Source organism: Promicromonospora sp. NPDC050262, assembly GCF_040655935.1.
Taxonomy (GTDB): Bacteria; Actinomycetota; Actinomycetes; order Actinomycetales; family Cellulomonadaceae; genus Promicromonospora.
The window spans coordinates 1-23091 of the sequence record NZ_JBFAKX010000035.1 but is presented as its reverse complement, the minus strand read 5'-3'; the positions used below and the strand labels follow the sequence as shown (position 1 = coordinate 23091).

The following is a 23091-nucleotide window of genomic DNA, read 5'->3' as shown; positions in this document are numbered from 1 at the left end:
CGCCCTGGCCCGGCCCGAGGACAACGCGGCCTGGACCCCCGCGGGCCTGGGCCGGCTCGCGACCGATCCTGTGCCGACCTCGATGCCAACTGCCGACCTCGCGATGAAGGTGCGAGACTGCGCGCATGCGTGACGACGAGTGGTCCCGGCAGCGCGCCGAGGCGGTCCGGGTGCAGGCGGAGCGCCTGGAGGCGCGGCAGGACGCCGAGCACACCCGCGCGGAGGCGATGCTGCGCGAGTTCGTGGCCGCCGCGCGCACCGCCGGGCTCGCCCCCGAGGACCTCCAGGTCCAGGGCTACGGCGGGCGCGGGACGGCGCGCACCGGGCTGAAGGGCTGGTACCTGCGCGTCGACCGGAGCGCGGGGGTCAGCACCGACGGTGACTTCTACGTGCTCACCGCGCCCATCGGCCTGCTCGACCGCCTGCGCGGTGTCCGCCCCGAGACCCGCCGTCCGCCACTGGTGCTCGGCGCCGGCGGGAAGGACGGCGAGTCCATGCCCCTGGCCGACGTCCTGGACCGCCTGCTGCCGGGCTGGCGCACGCACTGACCGGCCCGGGGGCGCCGCCGTCAGCCCGCCGAACGCCCCAGGTCCTCCCAGCGCCGCCACGCGGCGACCCGCTTCTCGGTGATCGGCAGCACGGCGTCCGCGGCAAGGTCCCCGACCAGGATGCGCAGCGGCGGCTCGTCGGCGTCGACCACGGCGAGGACCACACGGGCGACGTCGGCCGGGGACGACGAACCCGGCGGGTGCCAGGCCGACGCGCGCAGCGCGTCGTAGGCGGGCAGGTGCGCGGCGCGCACCGCCGACTCGTCGCGCCACGCGGTGTCCACGGGTCCCGGCTCGACGAGCGTGACGTGGATGCCGAACCCCGCGACCTCCTGGGCCAGCGCCTCCGACAGCCCCTCGAGCGCCCACTTCGACGCGCTGTAGCCGCCGAGCCCCGGCCACGCCGCGACCCCGCTGGAGCTGGAGACCTGCACCACGTGCCCGCTGCCCTGCGCGCGCAGCACCGGCAGGGCAGCCTGGGTCACGTGCAGCACGCCGAAGAGGTTGACGTCGAGCTGGTCGCGCAGCTGCTCGGGCGTGATCTCCTCGACGGTGCCGAACAGGCCGTAGCCCGCGTTGTTCACCACCACGTCGATGCGGCCGAGCGCCTGGGCAGCCGTCCGCACCGCGTCCCGGGCCTCGTCCGGGTCCGTCACGTCCAGGCGCAGCGGCACGACGGCGTCGCCGTACCCGGCCACGAGGTCGTCGAGCGCGGCCAGGTCCCGCGCCGTCGCCGCGACGCGGTCGCCGCGCTCCAGGGCGGCGACCGTGATCGCCCGGCCGAGCCCGCGGCCCGCGCCGGTGACGAACCAGGTGCGGGTCATCGGGTGCCGGCCGGGGTGTGCGCCGGGGTGGGTGCGTGGGTGCGCACGGAGTCAGTCGCCATGCGCGTCATCGTGCCAGGCGTGCCCCGGGTGTGTCGCACGCCGGCTCCGCACCGCGCCCGGCCACAGGCGTTGACCCGGTGACCGTCCCGGACGGAGCCGCGCTGCGCCCCGGGCACCTGCTCCCGGAGTTGGCACTAGGCTCGCGGCATGCCCGTGGACGACGTCGACACCCGGCCCGCACCGACGCGGACCCTGACCCGTCGCGAGCGCCTGAGGCGGCAGACGGTCGACGAGATCGTCGAGCGGGCGCTGGAGCTCGTGGACTCCGGCGGGGCCCACGGGCTGTCGATCGCCTCGGTCAGCAAGGCGATGGGCATGACGCCGCCCGCGCTGTACCACTACTTCGCCTCCCGCGACGCGCTGCTCGACGCCCTGGTCCTGGCCGGGTACACGGATCTCGGCAGCGCCGTCGAGGGTGCCGCGCGTGCGGCGTCGGACCGGCCCGCCGCCGAGCGTGTCGCGGCGATCGCGCACGCGTGGCGACGCTGGGCGCTGGACCACCCGCGGCGCTACGCGATGCTCTTCACCGGCAGCCGGCGCGAGGCCGTGGACCCGCTGGAGCACGTGGGCCCGATCACCCAGAGCATGCTCGCGCTGGTCACGGCCCTCCAGGAACTCGTGCGGGACGACGCAGGTGTCGCGGACGGCAGGGGCCGCGCCGGCGACGAGCCCGGCACAGGGCGAGAGACCGGCACAGGCCGAGAGTCAGGTACGCGACAGGGCCTCGACGCGGAGCTGTCCCGGTGGGGCCGGTCGCTCGGCGCCCCACCGGAGACCGCGCCCGGCGCGCTGCGGCTGGCCCTGTCCACCTTGTACCGCGTGCACGGCCTGGTGTCGCTGGAGCTCGTCGGCGGCTTCGACACCATGGGCCTCGACGGCGGCACCCTGCTCACCGCCGAGATCGAGGGCCTGGTCCGCGAGGCCACCCGCTGACCCGACCCGCCGCCCTGAGAGGTGCGCTTCTACCCAGCGATTGGGCCCGGAACAGGCCTCTTTTCGGGCCTGATCGCTGGGTAGATGCGCACCTTCCGCGGCGGCCCGGCGCAGCCTGGGTCAGCGGCGGCCCGGCACAGCCCAGGTCAGCGGCGGCCCGGGTCGGCGGCACCGGCGTGCGCCAGGAGGAACTCCTCGACCAGAGCCGCCACGCGGTCGGGCTGGTCCAGCGTGGAGAGGTGGCCCGCGCCGGGCAGCACCGCCGACCGTGCTCCGGGCGCCGCGGCGACCGCGGCGTCGAGCTCGGGCTGGAGCACCAGCGGGTCCTCCGAGCCGCGCACCCACAGCGTCGGCACCGACAGCCGGTGCAGGGCCGGGAGAAAGTCGGTGCGCATCGCGAACGGCCCGAACGACAGGGACTGCCAGTCGTCGAGGGCCGGCTCGCGGTGCCGGGCCTTCTGCTCGGCCTCCCGCTGCGCGAGCTCGACCGCACGCTCGAAGCCCGGGGTGTCCGCGCCGTGCTGCAGGTTGTCGGCGAGCGAGCGGCGCACCGCGCGCGGGCTCCGCGCCAGCCACGCCGTCGTCGCGCGGAGCAGCCCGGGCGTGCGCGTGGACAGCCAGGTGACGAGCTGCGCCGGACGCCGCGCGCCGAGCCCGCCCGGCGCCAGCAGGACCGCGGCGCTGACGCGGTCCGGGTGGTCGAGCGCCGTGCCGATCGACACGCCGCCGCCCATCGAGAGCCCGACGAGCGCCGCCCGCTCGATGCCGAGCTGGTCGAGGAGCCCGATCACGACCCGCTGGAGCAGGGGCTGGTCCACGGGTCCCGACCAGGGGCGGCTGCCGCCGTGCCGCGGCAGGTCGATCGCCAGGACCCGAAAGCGCTCCGCGAGCGCGGGCGCCACGTGCATCCAGTCAAGCTCCGCCGTGTCCAGCATCGCGCCGTGCAGCAGCAGGACCGGCGGCGCGTCGCTTCGGCCGCTCGTGCAGAGGCGGACCGGTCCGCCCGCGACGGTCAGGTCGCGGACGTCGTCGAAGGTGGTGGTCGTGGTCGTCATGGCCGGGTCTCCTTCTGGTCAGGGCCTGCGTCGTCCGGGCCGACGTCGATGCCGTCGCGCACCAGCCCCGCGACCACCCCGAGCGCGGCCCGCAGCTGGTCCGGCGTCAGCGGCCCGATCAGCGCCGAGGCGGAGAGCAGCCCGATCGTCACGCTGGACAGGGCGAGCGAGACCGCCTCGGGGTCGACGCCGGGCCGCACGCGGCCGGCGGCCCGCAGCTCCTCGACGTGCGCCGTGATCCAGCGGAACCGGGCGCGGTACCGCTCCGGGTCGACGGCGCGCACGTGCTCGCCGAGCACGGCGCGGTCGTCCAGGAACGCCGCGGACATCAGCGGGTCGGCCAGCAACGCCTCGACGCCCGCGCGGTAGAGCGCGCTGAGCGCGACCGGGCGCGGCAGGTGCGCCGTCAGCGCGTCCACCTGGTCGCCGAGCCGGGTGGTCGAGCGCAGCAGGACGGCGTCGAGCAGCTCGTGCTTGCCCGCGAACTCGCGGTAGACGCCACCCTTGCTCACCCCCGCGGCGTCCGCCACGGACTGCATCGACATCGCGTCGAAGCCGCGGTCGAGCACGAGCCGTTCGGCGACGTCGAGCAGCGTCTCCCGGCGGTCCGGGATGGTCGGTCTGGGCATGCGCACCTCCGTAGTGACCCAAACTACCGCACTGGTCACTACGAGCGCCGACGAGCGAACCGCCCCGGCGCGTCAGGGCACGAGCACGACCTTGCCGCCGGAGTGCCCGCCGTCGACCAGGCCCTGCCCCCGCGCCGCCTCGGCGAGCGGCAGCACGTGCGCGACCGGCACCGACACCTCGCCGTGCAGCACGAGGCCGACCAGGTCGGCGAGCTCGGTGGCCGAGGGCTGGGACCGCTCGTCGAACTCCACGCCCAGGTCGTGCGCCGCCGGGTCGGTGAGGGTCAGCACGCGGTCGGTGCCACCCCGCAGCTCGATGCTGTCCGGCAGCACACCCGCTCCGGAGGTGTCGAGCACGGCGTCGACGACGGGCGTCAGCGCGCGGACGCGCTCGACGAGCCCGGCGCCGTACGTCGTGGGAGTCGCCCCGTACGCCGCGACCCGCCCCTGGTTGGCGGGCGACGCCGTGCCGATCACGCGCACGCCCGCGGCGACGGCCAGCTGGGTCACCAGCCCGCCGATGCCGCCGCTGGCCCCGTGCACCAGCAGGGTCTCCCCCGGCCGCGGACCGAGGACGCGCAGCGCCCGGCGGGCGGCCTCGCCCACCACGGGGAGCGCGGCCGCCTGGGTCACGGCGAGCCCGTCGGGCACCGAGGCCCACCGATTCAGGAGCGCGAGCTCCGCGGCGCCGCGGCTGGTCCACCCGGTGACCCGGTCGCCCGGGGCGACCCCGGCGACGTCCGCCCCCACCTGGTCGACGACGCCCGCCACCTCCAGCCCCGGCACCGCGGGGAGGCGGGTGCGGAACGCGGACTCCATGGCCCCCGAACGGACCTTGCCGTCGAAGGCGTTGAGGCCTACCGCCTCGACCCGGACCCGGACCTGCCCGGGTCCGGCCTCCGGCTCCGGGACCTCACCGAGGTGCAGCACCTCGGGCCCGCCGAACTCGTCGTACACCACTGCGCGCATCGTGCGTCCTCTCCCTCAAGCACAGTCTGCCCGCCGCGCACGACACCGCAGTCCAGGACCCCGCGAGTTCAGGACCCCGGAAGTTCAGGACTCCGCGGTTCAGGCCTCCGACGCCCGGGCCTGCGCGGCCCACGCCTCCGACACGGGCGCCATCAGCTCCGGGTCCGACGACGGCTCGAGGCCGGCGTTGCCCACGAGGTCCGTCGTCGGCCCCGGGACGGTGAGGGTCGCGATCGCCGTGGTCACGGGGATGGCGAGCACGAGGCCGATCGAGCCGACGAGGGTCCGCACCACCTCCTCGGCGATCTCGCCCGAGGTCAGGGCCGTGAGCGGCGACTGGTCCACGAGCCAGACGATCATGAGCAGCGGCAGCGCGGCGCCCACGTAGGCGAAGGCGATCGTGTAGACGGTCGAGGCGATGTGGTCGCGGCCGATCCGCATGGCGCTCGTGAACAGCTCGGCCCGGGTCGCCGCCGGCGCGACGGCGCGCAGCTCCCACACCGCGGAGGCCTGCGTGATGGTCACGTCGTTCAGCACGCCCAGGCCGGCCAGGACGATGCCACACAGCGCGATACCGCGCAGGTCCGCGGCGGGCGCGCTGGACGGCAGGAAGGCCGAGGCCTCGTCGGTGCCGCCGGTGATCTGCGCGGCACCCGACGCCCAGGCGGCGATCCCCGCCGTCAGCGCGAGGCCCACCAGCGTGCCCAGCAGCGCCGTCGAGGTGCGTGCCGACAACCCGTGCGCCAGGTACAGCGTGACGAACATGATCAGCGACGACGTCACCAGCGCCACGCCGAACGCGTCCTGCCCCGCGAGCAGGGCCGGCATCGTGAACCCGAGGAGCACCACGAACGCGATCCCGAGCCCGGCCATCGCCGCCAGGCCGCGCCAGCGCGCCACGAGCAGCACCACCAGCGCGTAGACGACGGCGAGCAGCGCGATCGGCAGCTCGCGCTGGAAGTCCATGAACACGAGCGGGTCGACGCCGGGCTGCGCGACCTGGGAGATGTCCACCGCGGTGATCCGGTCGCCCTCGGTGAGCGGGACCGACGGGCCGGGCGACTGCATCCGCGAGGTGCCGCCGTCGGCGAGCTCGACCGGGATGCTCCCGGTGGCCGGGTCCGCGGGGCCCGCGATCGTGACGTCCACGAAGGACGTGCCCTCGGCCCGGTTCGGCACCCGGTCGGGCACGTCGCCGGCGCTCGGCCACAGGAGCCACAACCCGGCCAGCGTCGCGAGCAGCGCCGAGACCAGGATCATGACCAGGAAGAACGTGGTCCTCGGCGCGGCAGGGCCCGCCGAGCCGTGCGAGGAAGCGTGCGCCATGCCGACATCCTGGCTCACGAGCGCGCCGCGGGCGCGGCGAGCCGGAGCACGGTCCGAGATCGGCAGTTTGCACCGTCCGATCGGTGCGTGGCACCTCGGCCGTCAGTCGAGAAAGCTCACCTCGACCAGCCGGCACCGCCGCACCCAGTCCTCCAGGTCCACCGGCTGGGCCAGGTGGCCCGGGTTGGCCGGCTGGTTGAGGTCGGCGACGATCTCGGTGAGCACCGCGCGCCGCTCCGCCTCCTCGGTGACGGGCCGGGCGGTCGCCCGCAGGTCCGCCCGCACGCCGTGCTTGAGGTGGAAGGTGAGGGCGGGCTCGGCCACCAGGTTCACGTACCAGCTCGGCCGGTCGACCGTGCCGCTGCACAGGTACGTGCGGCCGGCCACGTGGTAGAAGAAGATCTCGATCCGCCGGGGCAGGCCGGTGCGCCGCCCCGTCGTCGTGACGTCGACGATCCGCTGCCGGGTCGTCGCGGCCGGCGTGATCTCGACCGCCCGGCGCACCGCCGCGTCCATCAGGCCGCCTCACCCTCGTGCCGCGCGGCGACGTCCGGCACGTCGTGCTGCAGGGCCGGACCCAGCAGCAGCCCGCCGTCGACCACGAACTCCGAGCCGGTGGCGTAGGCGGCGTCGTCGGACGCCACGAACAGCGTCAGCCGGGTCACGTCCTCGGGCTGCCCGACGCGCGGGATCGCGAACGGCTCCGGCGTGTAGGCGGCCGCGATGGGCACGGCGCCGGGAGCCGCCGGCTCGGTGATGAACGACGTCGAGACCACGCCGGGGTGCACCGAGTTCACCCGGATGCCGTCGCGGCCGAGCTCCAGGGCCGCCGTCCGGGTCAGGCCGCGCAGCGCCCACTTGCTCGTCGCGTACGCCGCGAAGTACGGGCTGGCGGTGTTGGCCATGGTCGAGACGATGTTCACGATCGAGCCGCCCCCGCCGCGCCGCATCGACGGCGTGACGGCGCGGATCCCGAGGAACTGCCCGGTCACGTTGACGTCGAGCAGGCGCTGCCAGTCGGCGAGCTCGGTGTGCTCCACCGTCGCGGCCGCCTGCGGCACGCCCGCGTTGTTCACCAGCACCGACACCGGCCCGAACCGCTCCTCGGCCGCCGCCACGGCGTCGGCCCACTGCCGCTCGTCGCGCACGTCCAGGGTGACCGCCAGGGCCCGCTCCCCCAGCTCGGCGGCCAGGCCGGCCCCGCGCCGCGGGTCCCGGTCCGCGATCACCACGTGGGCCCCCTCCGCGTGGAAGGCGCGCACGTGGCTCACGCCCATGCCCCCGCCCGCACCCGTGACCAGGACCGTCTTGTTCTCGAATCGCCGCACGGCGTGTCCTCTCGTCGAGTTGCGAGTCACTCGACTCGCAACAACCGAGACGGTACGTCGGCCGGAGGTTGTGAGTCAAGTGACTCACCTCGCAGGTTCCGGCATGATGGACGCATGGCGACAGGGACGGGCGTGTACCACCAGCAGCTCGCGGAGCAGAAGCGGACGGCGATCGTCGACGCCGCCACCCGCCTGTTCATGGCCCACGGCTACGCGGGCGCCTCGCTCGCCCGGGTGGCGCAGGACGCGGAGGTCTCCAAGGCCACGCTGTTCAAGCAGTTCCCCACCAAGGCGAGCCTGTTCGAGGCGGTCGTCACCCAGCAGTGGGCCGCGGCGGACGACGGCGGCACGACGCCCGGGCCCGGCGACCTCGCACGCGGCCTGCGCGTGCACGGACGCCGCTACGCCGCCCTCATGTCCCGCCCCGAGATGGTGGGCCTGTACCGGATGGTCATCGCCGAGATGCCGCGGTTCCCGCAGGCCGCCGACACCCAGTTCGAGACCGGGAAGATGCCGTTCTTCCGGGAGGTCCAGCACTACCTCCAGGCCGAGCACGACGCCGGGACGGCCCGCGTCGACGACCCGGTCCTGGCCGCGACGAACTTTCTGGGCATGATCGGCAACTTCGTGTTCTGGCCCCGGCTCATGGTGGTCGGCTGGGACCCGACGCCGGCCGAGGTGGAGCACGCCGTGGAGGAGGCGGTGGCGACCACCGTCGCCCGCTACGGCACCGCGTAGCCCCTGGGGCCGGGCGGGCCGTCGGCGGTCAGGCCGTCGACAGCAGGAGCGCGTCGCGCAGGGCGGACGCCGCGCCGTCCTGCTCCAGGGTGCCCGTGACACGGTGGGCGGCCGCGCGAACGGTGGCGGGCGCGTGCCCCATGGCGATCGACACGGCCGCCCAGGCGAACATCTCCAGGTCGTTCTCCCCGTCGCCCACGGCCACGGTCCGCGACGACGCGACGCCGAGCCCGACGCGGATGCTCTCCAGCGCGACCGCGGTGCTGACGCCGGGGGCGGTGACGTCCACCCAGTCCACGCGGGCCGGGATCGCGGTGACGCCGGCCGCACGCAGCGCCGGGGCGAGGCGCTGGGCCCACTGCCCGTAGACGACCAGGCGTGGCGTCGGCCGCGCCCAGATGTCCTCGACCTGGCGCAGCACCTCCTGGTGCCCGTGGAGCTGCCGCTCGGGGAACCGCCTGGTGACGCGGTAGCCGGTGCCGACCACCTCGGCGGCGAGCCGCAGGTCCGGCCGGATGCGCGTGACCAGCCGGACCACGGGCTCGGCCGCCACGGTCCGCACCTCGACCACCGAGTAGCCGTCCGGGTCCAGGCGCGCGGTCACGGCCCCGTTCGCCGCGACCACCCAGCCGTCGCGGACGCCGAGCTGCCGCACCACCTGCACCGCGCCCGACAGCGACCGGCCGGTGGCGATCACCAGGTGGTGCCCCGCGGCACGCACGGCCGCGAGCGCGTCGACGACGGCGGGGGTGGCCCGGCGGCCGGTGCGGACAAGGGTCCCGTCGACGTCGCAGGCGACGAGGGCGGGCGTGGACGTGGGTACGTCGAGCGGTGCTGCGGTGGCCCCGGAGGCGGTCGCGGTCACGATATTCCCCTGGTGATAGGTGGCGGGCCCATCATCCCTCATACTAGGACATTTTGGAACTCGCGTTTCCGCCGCGAGATCGACGTCGTCCCAGGTCAGAGGCCTGCGGCGGCCGAAACGATACACGCCGGCGCGGGTGAATGACGCACCCGTCCGGTCAGCGCTCGCGGACAGCGATGCCCGGGTATTCCAGCACCAGCCCGGAGGCGTCGTAGGTGAGCTCGCAGGCGAAGCCGAAGGTGGCCGAGGTGTACTCGAAGCGCAGCAGGTCCGCGGTCTGGTCCGACTCCGACCGGTCCAGGAGCCGGTACTCCTGCTCGATCCGCCGCACGGAGAGGTCCCCGGCCTGGACGAACGCCGCGGGCACGGCGTGCACCGCGCCGGCCAGCAGGTCCAGCCGGTGGACCGGCAGCGTGTTCGTCACGGCCGACGACTCGAGGTCCACGTCGGTGCAGCCGTCCAGCCGGCGGTCCGGCGTCCCGTCGACCAGCCAGCGCGCGGCGTCGGCATCGGCGTGGGAACCCTCGGCGCCAAGGCCGCCCTCGTCGACCCGTTCGAGGACCGTCCGCCGGGTCCCCGCGGCCGTCGTCGCCTCGATCTCGGCCCGGCGGGTGCGCCAGTGCCGGTCGACCTCGATCCGGTACCCGACGGACCAGGCCTCCGGGCCCTCGACGGCGGTGGTGTGCCCGCGCAGCACGTGACCGTCCGCCGTCGGGCCGGCGAACAGGACCTCGAAGCCGGCCCGGACCCCGCTGTGGGTCCAGGCCGACACCGGGGGCACCGGTCGCAGCCGCATGGTCCGACCCTAGAGGTTGAAGCCGCCGGTCACCTCGATGTCCTGCGCGGTGATCCACCGCGCGGCGTCGGACAGGAGGAACGCGATGGCGGAGCCCGCGTCGTCGGGCTCGCCGAGGCGGCCCAGGGCGGTGCGGCCGACGAGCTCGGCCGTGAGCTCGGGGTACTCCTCGAAGGCGCCTCCGGCGAACGGCGTGCGCGTCGGGCCGGGCGACACCGAGTTCACGCGGATGCCGCGTGCGCCCAGCTCCTTGGCGAGGTAGCGGGTCAGCACGACGACGGCACCCTTCAGGGAACCGTAGGCCGAGTAGCCCTCGGACAGCCCTGCGGTGCCCGCGGAGCTGCTGGCCGTGTTCACGATCGCGCCGCCGTCCTCGATCAGCGGCAGCAGGGCCTGGGTCACCAGGTAGGGACCCTTGAAGATGACCCGGTAGAAGTCGTCGAGCTGCTTCTCGGTGGTGTCCGCGAACAGGGTGCCGCCGCCGTACCCGGCGTTGTTGACCAGGCCGGTGATGGTCCGCGCGCCCCAGGTCTCGGCCAGGGCCCGTTCGACGGCGGTGCGGAACGCGGGGAACGTGGCGCTGTCGCCCACGTCGAGCGGGAGCCCGACGGCGGTGCCGCCGGCCTCCTCGATGCGCGCGACGGTCTCCAGGGCCCCGTCCCGGTTCCCGTTGTAGGTGACGACGACGCCGGAGCCGCCCTCTGCGGCGCGGATCGCGGCGGCCTGCCCGATGCCAGAGCTGGCCCCGACGACGATGGTGATCGACATGTCTGCCTCGTTCTCTGGTTGTCTCGACTGCTTGCCGGATAGTGCTCGTGGTGAAGGCGCTGGAGCCGGGACGGTGCCACCCTGACTCCTCGACAAGTCAAGGCGATGAGGGGCCTGGATGGTGATAGCGTTCCTCCCGCGTTCTTGCCTGATCCTGCTCGACGGAGCGTTGCGCGGGGTCGGAGCGGCGTCGGAGGAGGAAGGTGGGCGGCATGGACCTCGACGAGCTGCGCGCGCTCATGGACCGGCGCGCGCCCGCCGGCACGAGCGAGCCCCTGCCCGGGGTGTTCCTGTCGCGCGAGACGCGGCCGGGCGACCCGGAGGCCGCCACGACCGGCACCACGTTCGCGCTCATCACGCAGGGCACCAAGGAGCTGCGGCTGGGCGCCGAGACCGTGGTGTACGGACCCGGCGAGTACCTGGTCACCTCGATCGACCTGCCGGTCATCGGCCGGTTCACGGAGGCGAGCGAGCAGGCCCCGGCGCTGGGCTTCGGGATGACCTTGACCGCACCCGCCATCGCGGAGCTGCTGCTGTCGGCGGGGGCCGTGCGCAGGGCGCTCCCGGTCGGCACGACCGGCCCGGGGCACGGCCCCGCCGTCCCCGCCCTGGCGACGAGCCGGGCGCCTGCCGAGCTGCTGGACGCCGTCGGACGGCTCATCCGCCTGCTCGACCGGCCGCGCGACCTGCCCGTGCTGGGGCCCATGGTGCGGCGGGAGATCCTCTGGCTGCTGGTCACGGGACCGCAGGGCGACACCGTGCGGCAGCTCGGGCTGGCCGGCAGCAAGCTCACGCGCGTCAGCTCGGTGGTGCAGTGGATCCGCGACAACTCCGCCGAACCGCTCCGCGTCGAGGACCTCGCCCGGCGTGTGGGCCTGAGCGTCTCCGCGTTCCACCGCACGTTCCGTGCGGTGACCGGGTCGAGCCCGCTCCAGTTCCAGAAGCAGCTCCGGCTGGCCACGGCCCGCCAGATCCTCGCGTCGCGGAACACGAGCGTCACCCAGGTCGCGTTCGACGTCGGCTACGAGAGCGCGGCCCAGTTCAACCGGGAGTACCGCCGCCTGTTCGGCGCCCCGCCGGGCCGCGACCGCGACCGGCAGACCGCCGTCACCGCCGTCGGCTGACCACCGCCGTCCGACGACCCTCAGGCGTCCGGGACCAGCCGGCGCAGCACCGGTTCCGCGGCCGCGACGACGTCGGGGCCCTCGATGGCGCCGGAGAGCCAGAGGCTCGCGAAGCCGTGGGCGACGGACCAGGCCGCACGCGCCCCGTCGGCGTCGGGCGCCAGGCCCGCGAGCGCCCCGGAGGCCACCTGCTCGGCGGCGAGCAGGTCGGTGTCGTCGCCGTGCAGCAGGCTGCGGTCGAACATGACGGCGAAGTGCCCGGGGTGGTCCACCGCGAACCGTACGTAGGCGACGCCGGCGGCGAGCAGGTCGTCCCCGGCCTCGTCCAGGGCCGCGGCGAGCAGCGTGAAGCCCTCGGTCGCCACGGCGGTGAGCACGCCCGCCTTGTCGCCGAAGTGGTGGGCCGGCGCGGCGTGGGACACCCCCGCGAGCCGGGCCAGCTCGCGCAGGCTCAGGCCGGCGGGCCCGCGCTCGGCGACGGCGGTCGCGGCGGCTGCGGTCATCGTCCTGCGCAGGTCTCCGTGGTGGTAGCTCATGGAGCTCCGTCTCTCCCGGTGTTCTCGTGCTCGGCGTTCTCTCGTACCGCGAGCCGATCTTGCCATTGACAAGATAGCACTGCGAGTGGTGAGGTGTCGCTCGAACTTGTCGCCGTCAAGATTGGAACGGTCATGCCTGTCCCCCTTCCCGTGCTGCTGCTCGCGGTCACGGCGCTCGCGCGCCTGCTCGGCCTGCTCGCGGTGCCGGCCCTCGACTCCTGGCACGACGCCGCGCGGGTCGGCGTCGCCGCCGTCTACCTGCTGGCGTCGTCCGGGCGGCTCATCCCGCGCGTCCGCCAGGACCTCGTGCGCATGGTGCCGCCGGGCCTGCCCCGCCCCGACCTGCTCGTCGCGGGCACGGGGGTGCTGGAGCTGGCGGGCGCGATCGGCCTGCTGGTGCCCGCGACGGTGCCCGCGGCGGCGATCTGCCTGGGGCTGCTCACCCTGGCCATGACCCCGGCGAACATCTCCGCGGCGCGGCGCGGCGTCCTGTTCGGCGGCAAGCCGGCCACCCCCGTCGGACGCCGCCTCGCGGAGCAGGCCCTCTACCTGGCGGCCCTGGCGTCGATCGTCTGGCTCCCCTTCTGACCGCCGCCCGCCCGCCCACCGCCCACCGCCCGGTGTTGACCACAGCGGTTGCTGCCAAGAATGGCGATCTCGTGGCAGCAATTGCTGTGCTCAACACCGTGGGATCAACAGCCGGGTGAAGGCCGCTGGTCCGTGCGTCCGGCGGTCGGGTCAAGCCCGTCAGTCGACGTATCCCCCGCCGGGAACGTCGAAGACCTCCTCCAGCGTCGTGACGCCGGTGTCCGCCATGTACGCCGCCAGGTCGCGGCCCACCCAGCGCAGGTGCCAGGCCTCGGGGGCGTACCCCGTGACGCCGCTGTTCTCGGGCGTGTACCGGACCAGGAAGCCGAACGTCGCGGCATGCTCCGCGACCCACCGCCCCTCGGTGGTCTCCCCGAAGCACGGCTCGAAGTCGCACCCCGGCTGTGTCGTGCCGCCCACGTCCACGGCCAGGCCCGTCTGGTGCTCGCTGTGCCCCGGGCGCGCCGAGACGGCGTCCGCCTGCGCCGCCCCGAGCTGCGCGACCCAGCCCTCGTAGACCGCGGCCTGCTTGGGGTACCCGCGGTAGGCGCTGCGCAACGTCAGCCGGACGTCGTCGGCGTCCGCCGCCGCCAGGAGCGCCGTCAGGTCCGGCGCGGCGTCGGGCCGCACGAGGTAGCCGCGCACCGTCGTGAGGTCGGGCTCGTGGTCGACCGGGTCGAGCGGCGTGCGCTTGTTGACCACCACCCAGGGGCTCGCCGGGTCGGTGGTGGAGCGGGCGGTCAGGTCGATGCCCGGGTCGTCACCGGGTCCGCTGCCCGGCTCGGCATCGACGGGCGCGTCCCTCGGTCCGACGGCGCTCGCGGCGCCCGCCCCGGCGTCGGCGTCGGCGCCCGCCCCGCCGTCCGCGCCCGCCCCGCCGGTCACCGGCTCCTCGGAACCGTGCCCGCCGCCCTGCTGCCCGCCGCCCTGCTGTCCGGAACCCTGCTGTCCGGAACCCTCCTGACCGGAGGCAGGCAGCCCCGAACCGTCCGGCGACCCGGCCGTCCCGGAGACCGACCCCGCTGCGGACCCGGCCGCACAGCCGGCGAGCAACAGCGTGGTGGCGAGAAGCACCGCGGGGACGCCCCCGGGCCGGGGCACGGACAGTCGGTTCGAAAAGGTAGGCACACCGGGGTCGTGTGCGGCGTGTGGCTCCCGATGTCAGCGGCGCGCTGTGACGTGGGCAACATCCGGGACCTGACATGGGCGATCCCCTGCCGGACACACTGTGTCGGAAGCGCTCACCCCGATGCTCTTCACCCCGGAGACCGACGGAGACCCCGGAGACCGCCCTGACCACGAACACCGAGCCGCACCGCATCGTGCCGGGCCCGCTCACGCCCGCGCGCACGGAGGAGCTCTTCGCGACGCACGCGCGCGCCGTCTACCGCTACGCCCGCGCGCGGCTCCCGGCCGCCGAGGCGGAGGACGTCGTGGCCGAGGTCTTCGCGATCGTGTGGCGCAAGGGCGAGCTGCCTGACAACCCGCGGGCGTGGCTCCTGGCCGTCGCCCGCCGGGTGATGGCCAACCAGGCGCGCGCCCGGCAGCGGCGCACGGCCCTGGTCGAGCGGGTGCGCACGCACCCGGCCCCGGCGGGCGCCGACGACGTCCGCCTGGTCGGCGAGCTCGACGAGCTCCGCCGCGCCATGGACCTGCTGCGCCCCACCGATCGGGAGGTCATCGCGCTGCTCGCGGCCGCGGAGCTCTCCACGGCGGAGGTGGCCCAGGTACTGGGCTGCACGACGGCGGTCGCCGCCACCCGGGTGCACCGCGCCCGGCGCCGCCTGCGCGCGGCGTACGAACGGCTGACCGAGGAAGGAGCCTGACGTGGACGACGAGCTGACCCGCGCCCGCCGTGCCCTGCGCGCGGCCGATCCCGAGCTCGACCTGGCGCGCGCGTACACCGAGTCCCGCGCGCGGGCCGAGGCACGGGCCGCCGTGCAGGGCGCGACGGGGAGCGGCCTGCACGGCCAGGTCCCGCGCCCGCCCGGCCGGGCCGACACCGGCGCCGACGACTGGGCCGACACCCGGTCCGACAGCGGCTCCGACGACTGGGCCGACACCCGCGACATCGAGGTGCTGCTCCGCGACCCCGACACACCCGGGCTCGTCCCGGCCGCGCTCCGGCGCGCGCCGTCGGGCCGCCGCGGGCCGGTCCTCGCGTGGGCGGGTGCGGCAGCCGCGGCAGCGGCCGCCGTCCTCGTGCTGAGCCTGGCGGGCACGCCGGAACCGGGCGCCCTCCCGGGCTCGGCCCCGGGCACCGGCGCGCCGGCGGCCGGGACCCCGCGGCCCGGCGCGTCGCCGTCCCCCACGACCTGGCGCACGCCGGGCGAGGTCGTCACCCTCGCGGGCAAGGCGATGTCCGGCGCGAGCTGCGGCGTGAAGATCCGCTCGACGCTCGGGGACCAGTCGATCATGCGCTTCGACCGGGTCGACGAGCCGGACGTGGCCGTGCCGAAGCCCCTGCTGGACCAGCAGCCTCTCCCGGCGCTGCAGGCGGCGTCGGCCCGCGTGCTGCTCCGCCTGCCGGGCTACGACGGCACGAACCAGCGGTTCGACGACGACCTCACGATCGAGGAGCTGGCCGGGCAGACGGTCGCGCGGATCCGGGTCACCCCGTCGGACGACCAGGTCCGGGGCGGCGACGTGACCCGCGTCGACGTGCTCGTCGACACCACGACCTGGCTGCCGCGGGCCCAGGAGATCTGGGCCACGTCCGACGGCGGCAAGCAGTTGCGCGTGCACAGCGACCTGAGCTGGTCGGGGTGCGACGAGCCGAGCATGGCTCCGACGAACGACGCCGACCGGCCCTGACCCGACCCGCCGGCCCGCCGGCCCGCCGGCCCGCCGAGATAGGCTCCCCGGCGTGCTCCACCCCGCCGCCTCCGCCGACCTCGACGACCTGGCCGCGTTCCTCCGCACCGCCGACCTGACGGTCGCCGCGCTCGCGGAGCCCGCCGTCCGCCTCTGGCTGGAACGCGACGACGCCGGCGCGGTCACCGCCACCACCGGGTTCGAGCTCGGCGTGGACGGCGAGCACGCGCTGATCCGCAGCGTCGCCGTCCGGCCCGACCTGCGCGGCGGCGGGGACGGCCTGCGCCTGGCACGCTTCGCCCTGGACCGGGCCGCCGACGCCGGGGCGCGCGAGGCCTGGCTGTTCTCCCGCCGGTCGGGCGGCTTCTGGCAGAAGCTCGGCTTCGGCCCGACGACGACGCGGGCACTCGCCGCCGCCCTGCCCGACGCCCACCAGGTGCAGCTCTTCCGCTCGACGGGCCAGCTCGACCGCGAGGTCGCGTGGCGCCGTCCGCTGCCGCTGTCAGTGCCGGTCTCGGTGCCGGTGCCGGTGCCGGTCTCGGCGCCTCCGCCGGCGCGTGCTAGCTTCACCGCATGAGGTCTCCAGAAGCATCCAGGTCAGGGCTGCCGGTACTCCGGTAGCCCGAGATGCCCCTGTAGAGAACACCCGCATCCGAAGGGCCCGTAGTGCCGTCCCGGCCTACCCGTGTCCCTCCACCCTTCGGAGTTCCTCATGCCTGTCCTGCTCTACGTGCTCGCGGTCGCGGTCTTCGCGCAAGGCACGTCGGAATTCGTCCTCGCTGGGCTCGTCCCCGGCATCTCTACCGGCCTCGGCGTCTCGATCGCCCAGGCCGGCTACCTGACCTCGGGCTTCGCGGTCGGGATGGTCGTCGGTGCGCCGCTCACGGCCGCCGTCGGACGCCGCCTGCCGCCCCGCTGGACCCTGTCCGCCTGCCTGCTCGTCTTTGTCGCCGCGCACGTCGCCGGCGCGCTGACCGACAGCTTCGCCGTCCTGCTGGGCACCCGGTTCGTCGCCGCGGTGGCGAACGCCGGGTTCCTCGCGGTCGCGCTGTCGACGGTGCAGCACGTCGTCCCCGCCGGGCGGCGGGCCCGCGCGCTGGCGGTGATCCTCGGCGGCACGACGCTCGCCCTGGTCGCCGGCGTCCCCGCCGGCGCGCTGCTGGGCGAGCTCTGGGGCTGGCGGTCCGCCCTGTGGGCGATCGCCGGGGTCGCGACCGCGACCCTGGTCGCCGTGGCCTGCCTGACGCCGGTACGGCTCGACACCGGGACGCCGCGCGCCCGCGTGGAGCTGCGGGCCGAGCTCGGCGCGCTGCGGTCCCCGGACCTGTCGCGCCACCTCGGGCTCGGCGTCCTGGTCAACGGCGCCACGTTCTGCGCGTTCACCTACCTGGCGGTCGTCGTCACCGACGGCGCGAGCCTCGGGTCCGCGCTGGTGCCGGCGGTGCTGGCGCTGTTCGGGGTGGGTGCCTTCGCCGGGGTCTCGGCAGCGGGCCGGCTCGCCGACGCGCACGGCGGGCGGCTGCTCGCGGTCGCCGGCCCCGCCCTGCTCACGGGGTGGGTCCTGTGGGCCGCGCTGGCCCCGAGCCCCGCGGCGGTGTGGGTGCTCGCCCCGGTGCAGGGCGCGCTGTCGTTCGCCGTGGGCGGCACACTGATCGCCCGCGCCATGGCGGCGGCCCACGGCGCGCCGACCATGGGCGGGGCGTTCTCGACGGTCGCCCTGAACCTCGGCGCGCTCGCCGGTCCGGTGCTCGGCGGAAGCGCCGTCGTGGCGCTCGGGCCCGCAGGACCCCTGGTGGCGAGCGCGGTGCTGACGGCGGCGGCCGTCACCCTCGGGGCCGTCACCGCTCGGGCGACCCCGACCGCACGCGGGTCCGACGACGGGGAGAGCCCCCCGTCGTGACCGCCTCGAAATTCCGACCGCGCGGACGTCCTGCCTGGTAGCGTCCCGGCACGACGGCGAGCACGAACGAGGAGACGGATGCGGTCCCTGTTCCAGGCACAGGCACGGTTCCAGGCACGGGCGCGGTTCCAGGCACGGGCGCGACGGACCGGCGGCACGGCGCACGTCCCCGACGCGCCGCCCCCCGGCACGCTCGTCCGCGGCGCCCTCGTCCTCGCCGTGCTCGTCCCCGGCGCTCTCACGTCCTGCTCCGCGGGCCCGGACGACGTTCCGGCCGAGCCCGCGGAGCCGGCCCCCGCACGTGAGGCCGCGACGGAGCAGTACACGGCGGCGATGGACGACGTCCTCGTCGCGCTCGACCAGTCCGTCCCGGGGGTGGCGTGGACCGCCAAGGACCGCTTCCCGTTCGTCACCGAGCAGCCGGACGGCGAGTGCGTGCTCTTCCTCGCCGAGAGCCTGGGTGAGGGCGACCTGTACGAGCCGAGCAACGGTCTCGCCGACCTCGCCGCCGGGCTCGACCCGGTTCTCCAGGAGCACGGCTTCGACCCGCTGTCGGACGTGACCCACGCCGAGAACGGCGGGGACGCCTCTGTGACGGCCACCGACTCGGCCGGCTGGGAGCTCCGGGTCTCGGCGTACCCGCCGCTCGTCGGCCTCTCGGGTCCGGTGGAGAGCGACGAGTGCGCCGGGTCGTGACCGGGACCCGGCGACCGGCCGGGTAGCGGCACGCCTCAGAGGCTCCCCCACCCCGCGGCGGCCTCCGTCAGCCGTGCCCGGACGGCGGCGACCGCCGGCCCCTGCGGGACCCCGCGCCGTCCCGCGAGGTACAGCGTGTTCAGCGGCGGCGCCTCGGGGTGGTGAAGCTCGACCACCTGCCCGGAATCCAGCGCGGGCGCGGCCAGGTACCGGGGCAGCACGGAGACCCCCGCGCCGCCGGCGACCGCGGCGAGCACGGCGCGCAGGTCGGGCACCACCAGCGCCGTCGCGTTGGGCGGACGCCGGCCGAACTCGCTGCGCCAGTACCGGCGCACGATCGGGAGGTCCTCCGCGTAGGCGACCAGCGGCAGGTGCGACAGGGCGGCCACGGGGTCGGACTCCAGGCGTACCGGGTCCACGGTGTGGGCGAGCGCCGGGGGTCCGACGAGCAGGAACTCCTCGTCGACCAGCGGCGTCGCCACCAGGGCGTCCTGCCGCGGGCGCACCGAGGACACGACCAGGTCGAGGTGGCCGGCAGTCAGCGCGGCCAGCAGCTCGTCGCCGAGCCCGAGCGTCGTACGGAGCTGGAGCCCCTGCGCGACGAGCGGCGCGAGCGCGGGCAGCACGCGCACCGTCATGAGCTCGGCGGCGCCGCCGATCCGGACGAGCCCGCGCACGGCCGGCTCGACGTCGCGGGGACCGAGCGCCGTCCGGAGCCCGTCCACGTGGAGCCCCACCTCGGCGGCCAGCGCCACGGCGCGCTCCGTGGGCTCGGCGCCCCGGCGGGACCGCACGAACAGGCGCGCGCCGAGCTGTTCCTCCAGGCGGGCGAGCTGCCCGGTGACGGCCGGCTGGCTCACGCCCAACCGTTCGGCCGCCGCCGACAGCGACCCGGTGCGGTAGACCTCCAGGAACGTGGCGAGGAGGTCGAGACCCGGCACCGGCACCACCCTCCGTCGTCGTCCTGCCCACAGGCTAGCCGGGCTCAGCGCGCCACGAGCGCCTTGAGCACCGCCTCGGCGGCGGCCGCGCTGGACTGCGGGTTCTGCCCGGTGATCAGGTTGCCGTCCTGGACCACGGTGCTGCTCCAGGGCGCACCGACCTGGACGACGGCGCCGCGCTCGCGCAGCCGCGACTCGACGAGGTAGGGCGCGGCGTCGCCGAGGCCGCCCTGGCGCTCCTCCTCGTCGGTGAACGACGTGAGCGCCCGGCCCGCGAAGGCGAAGGTGCCGTCCGGCTCCTGGGCGCTGAGCAGCGCCGCGACGCCGTGGCAGAGCGCGCCGACGGTCGTGCCCCGGTCGTTCGCGGCGAGCAGCAGACGGCCGAGGTCGACGTCGTGCGCGAGGTCCGCCATCGGGGCGTGGCCGCCCGGGACGTAGACGGCGTCGTAGTCGTCGCCGCGCACGTCGGCCAGCGTGAGCGGGTGGGCGAGCTGGTCGGCGATGCCGTCGAGGTAGGCCCGGAACTCCGCGGCGTCGGCGGCGGGCACCCCGCCGCGCTCGTCGAGGCTGACCGCGTCGACCGTGGGCGCCACGCCGCCCGGCGTCGCGACGTCGACCTGGGCGCCGGCCGCCGTGAGCACCCGGTGGGAGGCGGCGACCTCCTCGGCCCAGTAGCCGGTGGGGTGCTCGGTGCCGTCGGCCAGGCGCAGGCTGTTCGCGGCGGAGACGACCATCAGGATCTTCGACATGGTGTGGTTCCGATCTGTTCGGGGATCTGCTCGGTGAGATGTCCTCGGGGAACGTCAGAATCCATCACCGGATGCCGAAACAGTTGAACGGAGCCATAACCGAGCTTATGGCTCGGGGCTTGTGCGGGACGGCCAGCTCTGCTCCGGACCGCGGCCGCCGGGAGCGCGGCGCGCTTGGCACACTTTTCGTGCCTCGCTCCCGGCGAGCGACAACCGTCCGAGGGGTGGACGGTTTGCCGACCACATCCCGGGCATGCCTACGATCAAGTCTCATCATCCAGAGCGGTCGAGAGTCCTGGCTCCACGACACCGCAGCAACCTACCTCCGAGGCGCCAATCTCGGGGCAAGGTGCTAACGCCAGGTCCGATGGAGCTGATACGCATGGCAGTCACGAACCCGCACCTTCCCACCGCCACGATCCTGGGCTACCCGCGCATCGGCCGGAGGCGCGAGCTCAAGCGCGCCGTCGAGTCCTTCTGGGCCGGCCGCACCACCGCCGACGAGCTGGAGGCGACGGCCCGCGACCTGCGGCAGGCCACCGCCCGCCGCCTCGTCGACCTGGGCCTGGACGCCGGCAACGCTGCCGTCCCCGGCTCGTTCTCGTACTACGACCAGGTGCTCGACGCCGTCGCGCTGCTGGGCGCCGTGCCCGAGCGGTTCGCCGGGCTCACCACGGACGGGGGTCGCCTGCCCCTCGAGGCCTACTTCACGGTCGCCCGCGGCGAGGGTGACAACGCGCCGCTCGAGATGACCAAGTGGTTCGACACGAACTACCACTACCTGGTCCCGGAGATCGGTCCGGACACCCCGATCAGGTTCGTCGACGACCGCGCCGTGCGGGAGTTCACCGAGCTGGCTCAGCCGGCCGACGGGGGCCAGGCCGTCGTGACCCGGCCCGCGTTCGTGGGCCCGGTGACGTTCCTGCTGCTCAGCAAGCCCGCTGACGGATCGCCGGAGGGCTTCCGCCCGCTGGACCGGCTCGACGACGTCGTCGCCGCGTACGCCGACCTGCTGCGCGCGCTGGCCGCCGCGGGCGCGCCCTGGGTGCAGCTCGACGAGCCGGCCCTGGTCACCGACTTGCTGGACGTCCCCTTCGACGAGGTCGCCGACGCCGTCCGCCGCGCCTACACCACGCTGGCGACCGGGCTCTCCCCCGCCGCAGCCGGTGCCGACGGCGCCGCCGAGCGCCCCGCGATCCTGGTCACCGCCCCGTACGGCGACCTGCGGAGCGAGGCCGGCGACGGGCTCGCCCTGCTGGCCGGCACCGACGTCGAGGCCGTCGCGATCGACCTGGTGCGCGGTGCCGTGCCGACCGGACCGGTCCCCGGCCTGGAGACCAAGACCCTGGTCGCGGGCGTGATCGACGGCCACAACATCTGGCGCGCCGACCTCGACGCCCGCCTGACCACCCTGGAGGGCCTGGCGGCGTCCGGCACCGGGCTCGGCGCCGGTGCGGTCGCCGTCGGCACCTCGACGTCGCTGCTGCACGTGCCGCACGACGTCGCCGACGAGCCCCGCCTGGACGCCGACCTGAAGTCGTGGCTCGCGTTCGCCGACCAGAAGGTCACCGAGGTCGTCACGCTGGCCACCGCCCTGACCGAGGGCCGGGCGGCGGTCGCCGGCAAGCTCGCCGAGTCCACGGCGGCGGTGCGCTCCCGCGCCGAGGCGCCCGGCGTCGTCGTCCCCGCGGTGCGCGAGCGGACCGCCGCGCTGACCGCGGCCGACGTCGAGCGCGCGCCGTACGCGGAGCGGGCGGCCGCGCAGCAGGCGCGGCTCAACCTGCCGCCGCTGCCGACCACGACCATCGGGTCGTTCCCGCAGACCTCCGAGATCCGCAGCACGCGCGCCGCGTGGGTACGGGGCGAGCTGTCCGACGCCGACTACACGGCCGCGATGCGCGCCGAGATCGCGAGCACGGTCGCGCTCCAGGAGGAGCTGGGCCTGGACGTGCTGGTGCACGGCGAGCCCGAGCGCAACGACATGGTGCAGTACTTCGCGGAGCAGCTCGACGGCTTCGCGACGACCGTCAACGGCTGGGTCCAGTCGTACGGCTCGCGCTGTGTGCGGCCGCCGATCCTGTGGGGCGACGTGTCCCGGCCCGCGCCTCTGACGGTCGAGTGGACGGCGTACGCGGCGTCGCTGACCGACAAGCCGGTCAAGGGCATGCTCACCGGTCCGGTCACGATCCTGGCCTGGTCGTTCGTGCGCGACGACCTGCCGCTCGGCGACACCGCCGACCAGGTGGCCCTGGCGCTGCGCGACGAGGTGACGGACCTGGAGGCGGCGGGCATCGGCGTCGTGCAGGTGGACGAGCCGGCGCTGCGCGAGCTGCTGCCGCTGCGCCGCTCCGCGCACCCGGGCTACCTCGACTGGTCGGTGCGCTCGTTCCGGCTCTCGACCGCCGGGGCCGACACGGCCACACAGGTGCACACGCACCTGTGCTACTCGGAGTTCGGGCAGGTCATCGGCGCGATCGACGGTCTGGACGCCGACGTCACGTCGGTCGAGGCGGCCCGGTCCCGCATGGAGATCGTGCCCGAGCTGGCCGACGCCGGGTACGGCCGCGGCATCGGGCCGGGTGTCTACGACATCCACAGCCCGCGCGTGCCGTCGGTGCAGGAGGTGACCGACCTGGTCGAGCTCGCGGCCAAGTCGATCGACCCGCGGCTGGTCTGGGTCAACCCGGACTGCGGCCTGAAGACCCGCGCCTACGCGGAGACCAAGGAGTCCCTGGCCCACCTGGTGGAAGCGGCCAAGTCGGTCCGCGCCACCCTGTGACAAGTCGTTGAGTGCTGGGTTTTCGCCCGGATCGGGCAGGTCCACGCCGCGCAGGTACAGGTCGGCGAAGGCGACGTCGGACGACGTGCCCGTCATCAGGTCGGCGTACCCCGGCGACGACC

25 protein-coding genes and 1 riboswitch are annotated in these 23091 nt (G+C 75.2%); of the genes, 11 read left to right on the top strand and 14 right to left on the bottom strand.

Annotated elements, in window-relative coordinates; genetic code table 11:
- Positions 1-125: 125 nt before the first annotated feature.
- Entirely contained in the window at positions 126-548 is a 423-nt protein-coding gene (locus AB0I29_RS27155; protein ID WP_357487342.1) for a hypothetical protein, read from the top strand.
- Positions 549-568: 20 nt separating this feature from the next.
- On the opposite strand, the gene AB0I29_RS27150 is transcribed toward AB0I29_RS27155, so the two are convergent.
- On the bottom strand, positions 569-1372 hold the full coding sequence (locus AB0I29_RS27150) for an SDR family NAD(P)-dependent oxidoreductase (protein WP_357487340.1): 804 nt from the start codon (positions 1370-1372) through the stop codon (positions 569-571).
- 210 nt (positions 1373-1582) lie between these two features.
- On the opposite strand from AB0I29_RS27150, the gene AB0I29_RS27145 reads away from it, so the two are divergent.
- Positions 1583-2368 carry a TetR/AcrR family transcriptional regulator gene (locus AB0I29_RS27145; RefSeq protein ID WP_357487338.1) on the top strand — a complete coding sequence of 262 codons (786 nt, stop codon included), beginning with the start codon at positions 1583-1585 and terminating at the stop codon, positions 2366-2368.
- A 146-nt stretch (positions 2369-2514) separates the two neighbouring features.
- Here the strand turns inward: AB0I29_RS27145 and AB0I29_RS27140 are convergent, their stop codons facing one another.
- From AB0I29_RS27140 to AB0I29_RS27115, 6 genes are all read right to left on the bottom strand, one after another.
- The gene (locus AB0I29_RS27140) at positions 2515-3423 is read right to left on the bottom strand and encodes an alpha/beta fold hydrolase (protein WP_285106121.1); all 909 of its coding nucleotides are present in this window, start codon (positions 3421-3423) and stop codon (positions 2515-2517) included.
- Positions 3420-4052: a TetR/AcrR family transcriptional regulator gene (locus AB0I29_RS27135; RefSeq protein WP_357487336.1), complete on the bottom strand. Its 633-nt coding sequence runs from the start codon at positions 4050-4052 to the stop codon at positions 3420-3422. Before AB0I29_RS27135 ends, AB0I29_RS27140 begins: the two co-directional genes overlap by 4 nt.
- Positions 4053-4124: 72 nt before the next feature.
- A complete protein-coding gene (locus tag AB0I29_RS27130; RefSeq protein ID WP_357487334.1) occupies positions 4125-5021 on the bottom strand; it encodes an NADP-dependent oxidoreductase in 897 nt (298 codons plus the stop codon).
- Between the two features lie 99 nt (positions 5022-5120).
- The gene (locus AB0I29_RS27125) at positions 5121-6347 is read right to left on the bottom strand and encodes a YibE/F family protein (RefSeq protein ID WP_357487332.1); all 1227 of its coding nucleotides are present in this window, start codon (positions 6345-6347) and stop codon (positions 5121-5123) included.
- 102 nt (positions 6348-6449) lie between these two features.
- On the bottom strand, positions 6450-6863 hold the full coding sequence (locus AB0I29_RS27120) for a nitroreductase/quinone reductase family protein (RefSeq protein WP_285106128.1): 414 nt from the start codon (positions 6861-6863) through the stop codon (positions 6450-6452).
- On the bottom strand, positions 6863-7675 hold the full coding sequence (locus AB0I29_RS27115) for a glucose 1-dehydrogenase (protein ID WP_357487329.1): 813 nt from the start codon (positions 7673-7675) through the stop codon (positions 6863-6865). The genes AB0I29_RS27120 and AB0I29_RS27115 overlap by 1 nt, the downstream gene beginning before the upstream one ends.
- A 114-nt stretch (positions 7676-7789) precedes the next feature.
- Here AB0I29_RS27115 and AB0I29_RS27110 point away from each other — a divergent pair, with 114 nt between their 5' ends.
- Positions 7790-8413: a TetR/AcrR family transcriptional regulator gene (locus AB0I29_RS27110; protein WP_357487327.1), complete on the top strand. Its 624-nt coding sequence runs from the start codon at positions 7790-7792 to the stop codon at positions 8411-8413.
- A gap of 28 nt (positions 8414-8441) precedes the next feature.
- On the opposite strand, the gene AB0I29_RS27105 is transcribed toward AB0I29_RS27110, so the two are convergent.
- From AB0I29_RS27105 to AB0I29_RS27095, 3 genes are all read right to left on the bottom strand, one after another.
- Positions 8442-9278 carry an HAD family hydrolase gene (locus AB0I29_RS27105; protein WP_357487325.1) on the bottom strand — a complete coding sequence of 279 codons (837 nt, stop codon included), beginning with the start codon at positions 9276-9278 and terminating at the stop codon, positions 8442-8444.
- A gap of 157 nt (positions 9279-9435) precedes the next feature.
- On the bottom strand, positions 9436-10074 hold the full coding sequence (locus AB0I29_RS27100; protein WP_357487323.1) for a putative glycolipid-binding domain-containing protein: 639 nt from the start codon (positions 10072-10074) through the stop codon (positions 9436-9438).
- Positions 10075-10083: 9 nt separating this feature from the next.
- On the bottom strand, positions 10084-10842 hold the full coding sequence (locus AB0I29_RS27095) for an SDR family oxidoreductase (protein WP_357487321.1): 759 nt from the start codon (positions 10840-10842) through the stop codon (positions 10084-10086).
- 212 nt (positions 10843-11054) lie between these two features.
- On the opposite strand from AB0I29_RS27095, the gene AB0I29_RS27090 reads away from it, so the two are divergent.
- Positions 11055-11966, top strand: coding sequence for an AraC family transcriptional regulator (locus AB0I29_RS27090; protein WP_357487319.1), 912 nt, complete (start codon positions 11055-11057; stop codon positions 11964-11966).
- 20 nt (positions 11967-11986) lie between these two features.
- Here the strand turns inward: AB0I29_RS27090 and AB0I29_RS27085 are convergent, their stop codons facing one another.
- Positions 11987-12502 carry a TetR/AcrR family transcriptional regulator gene (locus tag AB0I29_RS27085; RefSeq protein ID WP_285106140.1) on the bottom strand — a complete coding sequence of 172 codons (516 nt, stop codon included), beginning with the start codon at positions 12500-12502 and terminating at the stop codon, positions 11987-11989.
- Between the two features lie 132 nt (positions 12503-12634).
- Between AB0I29_RS27085 and AB0I29_RS27080 the strand changes: the two genes are divergently transcribed.
- Complete coding sequence (locus tag AB0I29_RS27080; RefSeq protein ID WP_357487317.1) at positions 12635-13090, top strand: DoxX family protein; 456 nt, start codon at positions 12635-12637, stop codon at positions 13088-13090.
- Between the two features lie 159 nt (positions 13091-13249).
- Here AB0I29_RS27080 and AB0I29_RS27075 read toward each other — a convergent pair whose 3' ends face one another.
- Positions 13250-14191 (bottom strand): M15 family metallopeptidase, encoded by a 942-nt coding sequence (locus AB0I29_RS27075; RefSeq protein ID WP_357487315.1) that lies wholly within the window; start codon positions 14189-14191, stop codon positions 13250-13252.
- 221 nt (positions 14192-14412) lie between these two features.
- Between AB0I29_RS27075 and AB0I29_RS27070 the strand changes: the two genes are divergently transcribed.
- From AB0I29_RS27070 to AB0I29_RS27050, 5 genes are all read left to right on the top strand, one after another.
- The gene (locus AB0I29_RS27070) at positions 14413-14916 is read left to right on the top strand and encodes a sigma-70 family RNA polymerase sigma factor (protein WP_285106152.1); all 504 of its coding nucleotides are present in this window, start codon (positions 14413-14415) and stop codon (positions 14914-14916) included.
- 1 nt (position 14917) lies between these two features.
- A complete protein-coding gene (locus tag AB0I29_RS27065) occupies positions 14918-15904 on the top strand; it encodes a hypothetical protein (protein WP_357487312.1) in 987 nt (328 codons plus the stop codon).
- A gap of 52 nt (positions 15905-15956) precedes the next feature.
- Positions 15957-16481 (top strand): GNAT family N-acetyltransferase, encoded by a 525-nt coding sequence (locus AB0I29_RS27060; RefSeq protein WP_357487310.1) that lies wholly within the window; start codon positions 15957-15959, stop codon positions 16479-16481.
- A gap of 135 nt (positions 16482-16616) precedes the next feature.
- Positions 16617-17804, top strand: a complete 1188-nt coding sequence (locus tag AB0I29_RS27055; protein WP_357487308.1) for a Cmx/CmrA family chloramphenicol efflux MFS transporter — start codon at positions 16617-16619, stop codon at positions 17802-17804.
- 78 nt (positions 17805-17882) lie between these two features.
- Positions 17883-18500, top strand: coding sequence for a hypothetical protein (locus AB0I29_RS27050; RefSeq protein WP_357487306.1), 618 nt, complete (start codon positions 17883-17885; stop codon positions 18498-18500).
- Positions 18501-18535: 35 nt separating this feature from the next.
- Here AB0I29_RS27050 and AB0I29_RS27045 read toward each other — a convergent pair whose 3' ends face one another.
- Both AB0I29_RS27045 and AB0I29_RS27040 read right to left on the bottom strand, forming a co-directional pair.
- A complete protein-coding gene (locus AB0I29_RS27045) occupies positions 18536-19441 on the bottom strand; it encodes a LysR family transcriptional regulator (RefSeq protein WP_285106161.1) in 906 nt (301 codons plus the stop codon).
- Positions 19442-19485: 44 nt separating this feature from the next.
- Positions 19486-20190, bottom strand: a complete 705-nt coding sequence (locus AB0I29_RS27040) for a type 1 glutamine amidotransferase domain-containing protein (protein WP_357487303.1) — start codon at positions 20188-20190, stop codon at positions 19486-19488.
- A gap of 270 nt (positions 20191-20460) precedes the next feature.
- Positions 20461-20564: riboswitch (SAM riboswitch) on the top strand.
- A gap of 8 nt (positions 20565-20572) precedes the next feature.
- Between AB0I29_RS27040 and metE the strand changes: the two genes are divergently transcribed.
- A complete protein-coding gene (gene metE / locus AB0I29_RS27035) occupies positions 20573-22969 on the top strand; it encodes a 5-methyltetrahydropteroyltriglutamate--homocysteine S-methyltransferase (protein WP_357487301.1) in 2397 nt (798 codons plus the stop codon).
- Positions 22970-23091: the final 122 nt, after the last annotated feature.

Bases quoted from the DNA above. Each gene is read 5' to 3' on its own strand.
- AB0I29_RS27140 (WP_285106121.1), bottom strand. From the start codon at position 3,423: ATGACGACCACGACCACCACCTTCGACGACGTCCGCGACCTGACCGTC.
- AB0I29_RS27090 (WP_357487319.1), top strand. From the start codon at position 11,055: ATGGACCTCGACGAGCTGCGCGCGCTCATGGACCGGCGCGCGCCCGCC.
- AB0I29_RS27130 (WP_357487334.1), bottom strand. From the start codon at position 5,021: ATGCGCGCAGTGGTGTACGACGAGTTCGGCGGGCCCGAGGTGCTGCAC.
- AB0I29_RS27085 (WP_285106140.1), bottom strand. From the start codon at position 12,502: ATGAGCTACCACCACGGAGACCTGCGCAGGACGATGACCGCAGCCGCC.
- AB0I29_RS27080 (WP_357487317.1), top strand. From the start codon at position 12,635: ATGCCTGTCCCCCTTCCCGTGCTGCTGCTCGCGGTCACGGCGCTCGCG.
- AB0I29_RS27150 (WP_357487340.1), bottom strand. From the start codon at position 1,372: ATGACCCGCACCTGGTTCGTCACCGGCGCGGGCCGCGGGCTCGGCCGG.
- AB0I29_RS27050 (WP_357487306.1), top strand. From the start codon at position 17,883: ATGCGGTCCCTGTTCCAGGCACAGGCACGGTTCCAGGCACGGGCGCGG.
- AB0I29_RS27155 (WP_357487342.1), top strand. From the start codon at position 126: ATGCGTGACGACGAGTGGTCCCGGCAGCGCGCCGAGGCGGTCCGGGTG.
- AB0I29_RS27100 (WP_357487323.1), bottom strand. From the start codon at position 10,074: ATGCGGCTGCGACCGGTGCCCCCGGTGTCGGCCTGGACCCACAGCGGG.
- AB0I29_RS27055 (WP_357487308.1), top strand. From the start codon at position 16,617: ATGCCTGTCCTGCTCTACGTGCTCGCGGTCGCGGTCTTCGCGCAAGGC.
- AB0I29_RS27110 (WP_357487327.1), top strand. From the start codon at position 7,790: ATGGCGACAGGGACGGGCGTGTACCACCAGCAGCTCGCGGAGCAGAAG.
- AB0I29_RS27135 (WP_357487336.1), bottom strand. From the start codon at position 4,052: ATGCCCAGACCGACCATCCCGGACCGCCGGGAGACGCTGCTCGACGTC.
- metE (WP_357487301.1), top strand. From the start codon at position 20,573: ATGGCAGTCACGAACCCGCACCTTCCCACCGCCACGATCCTGGGCTAC.
- AB0I29_RS27125 (WP_357487332.1), bottom strand. From the start codon at position 6,347: ATGGCGCACGCTTCCTCGCACGGCTCGGCGGGCCCTGCCGCGCCGAGG.
- AB0I29_RS27145 (WP_357487338.1), top strand. From the start codon at position 1,583: ATGCCCGTGGACGACGTCGACACCCGGCCCGCACCGACGCGGACCCTG.
- AB0I29_RS27120 (WP_285106128.1), bottom strand. From the start codon at position 6,863: ATGGACGCGGCGGTGCGCCGGGCGGTCGAGATCACGCCGGCCGCGACG.
- AB0I29_RS27095 (WP_357487321.1), bottom strand. From the start codon at position 10,842: ATGTCGATCACCATCGTCGTCGGGGCCAGCTCTGGCATCGGGCAGGCC.
- AB0I29_RS27040 (WP_357487303.1), bottom strand. From the start codon at position 20,190: ATGTCGAAGATCCTGATGGTCGTCTCCGCCGCGAACAGCCTGCGCCTG.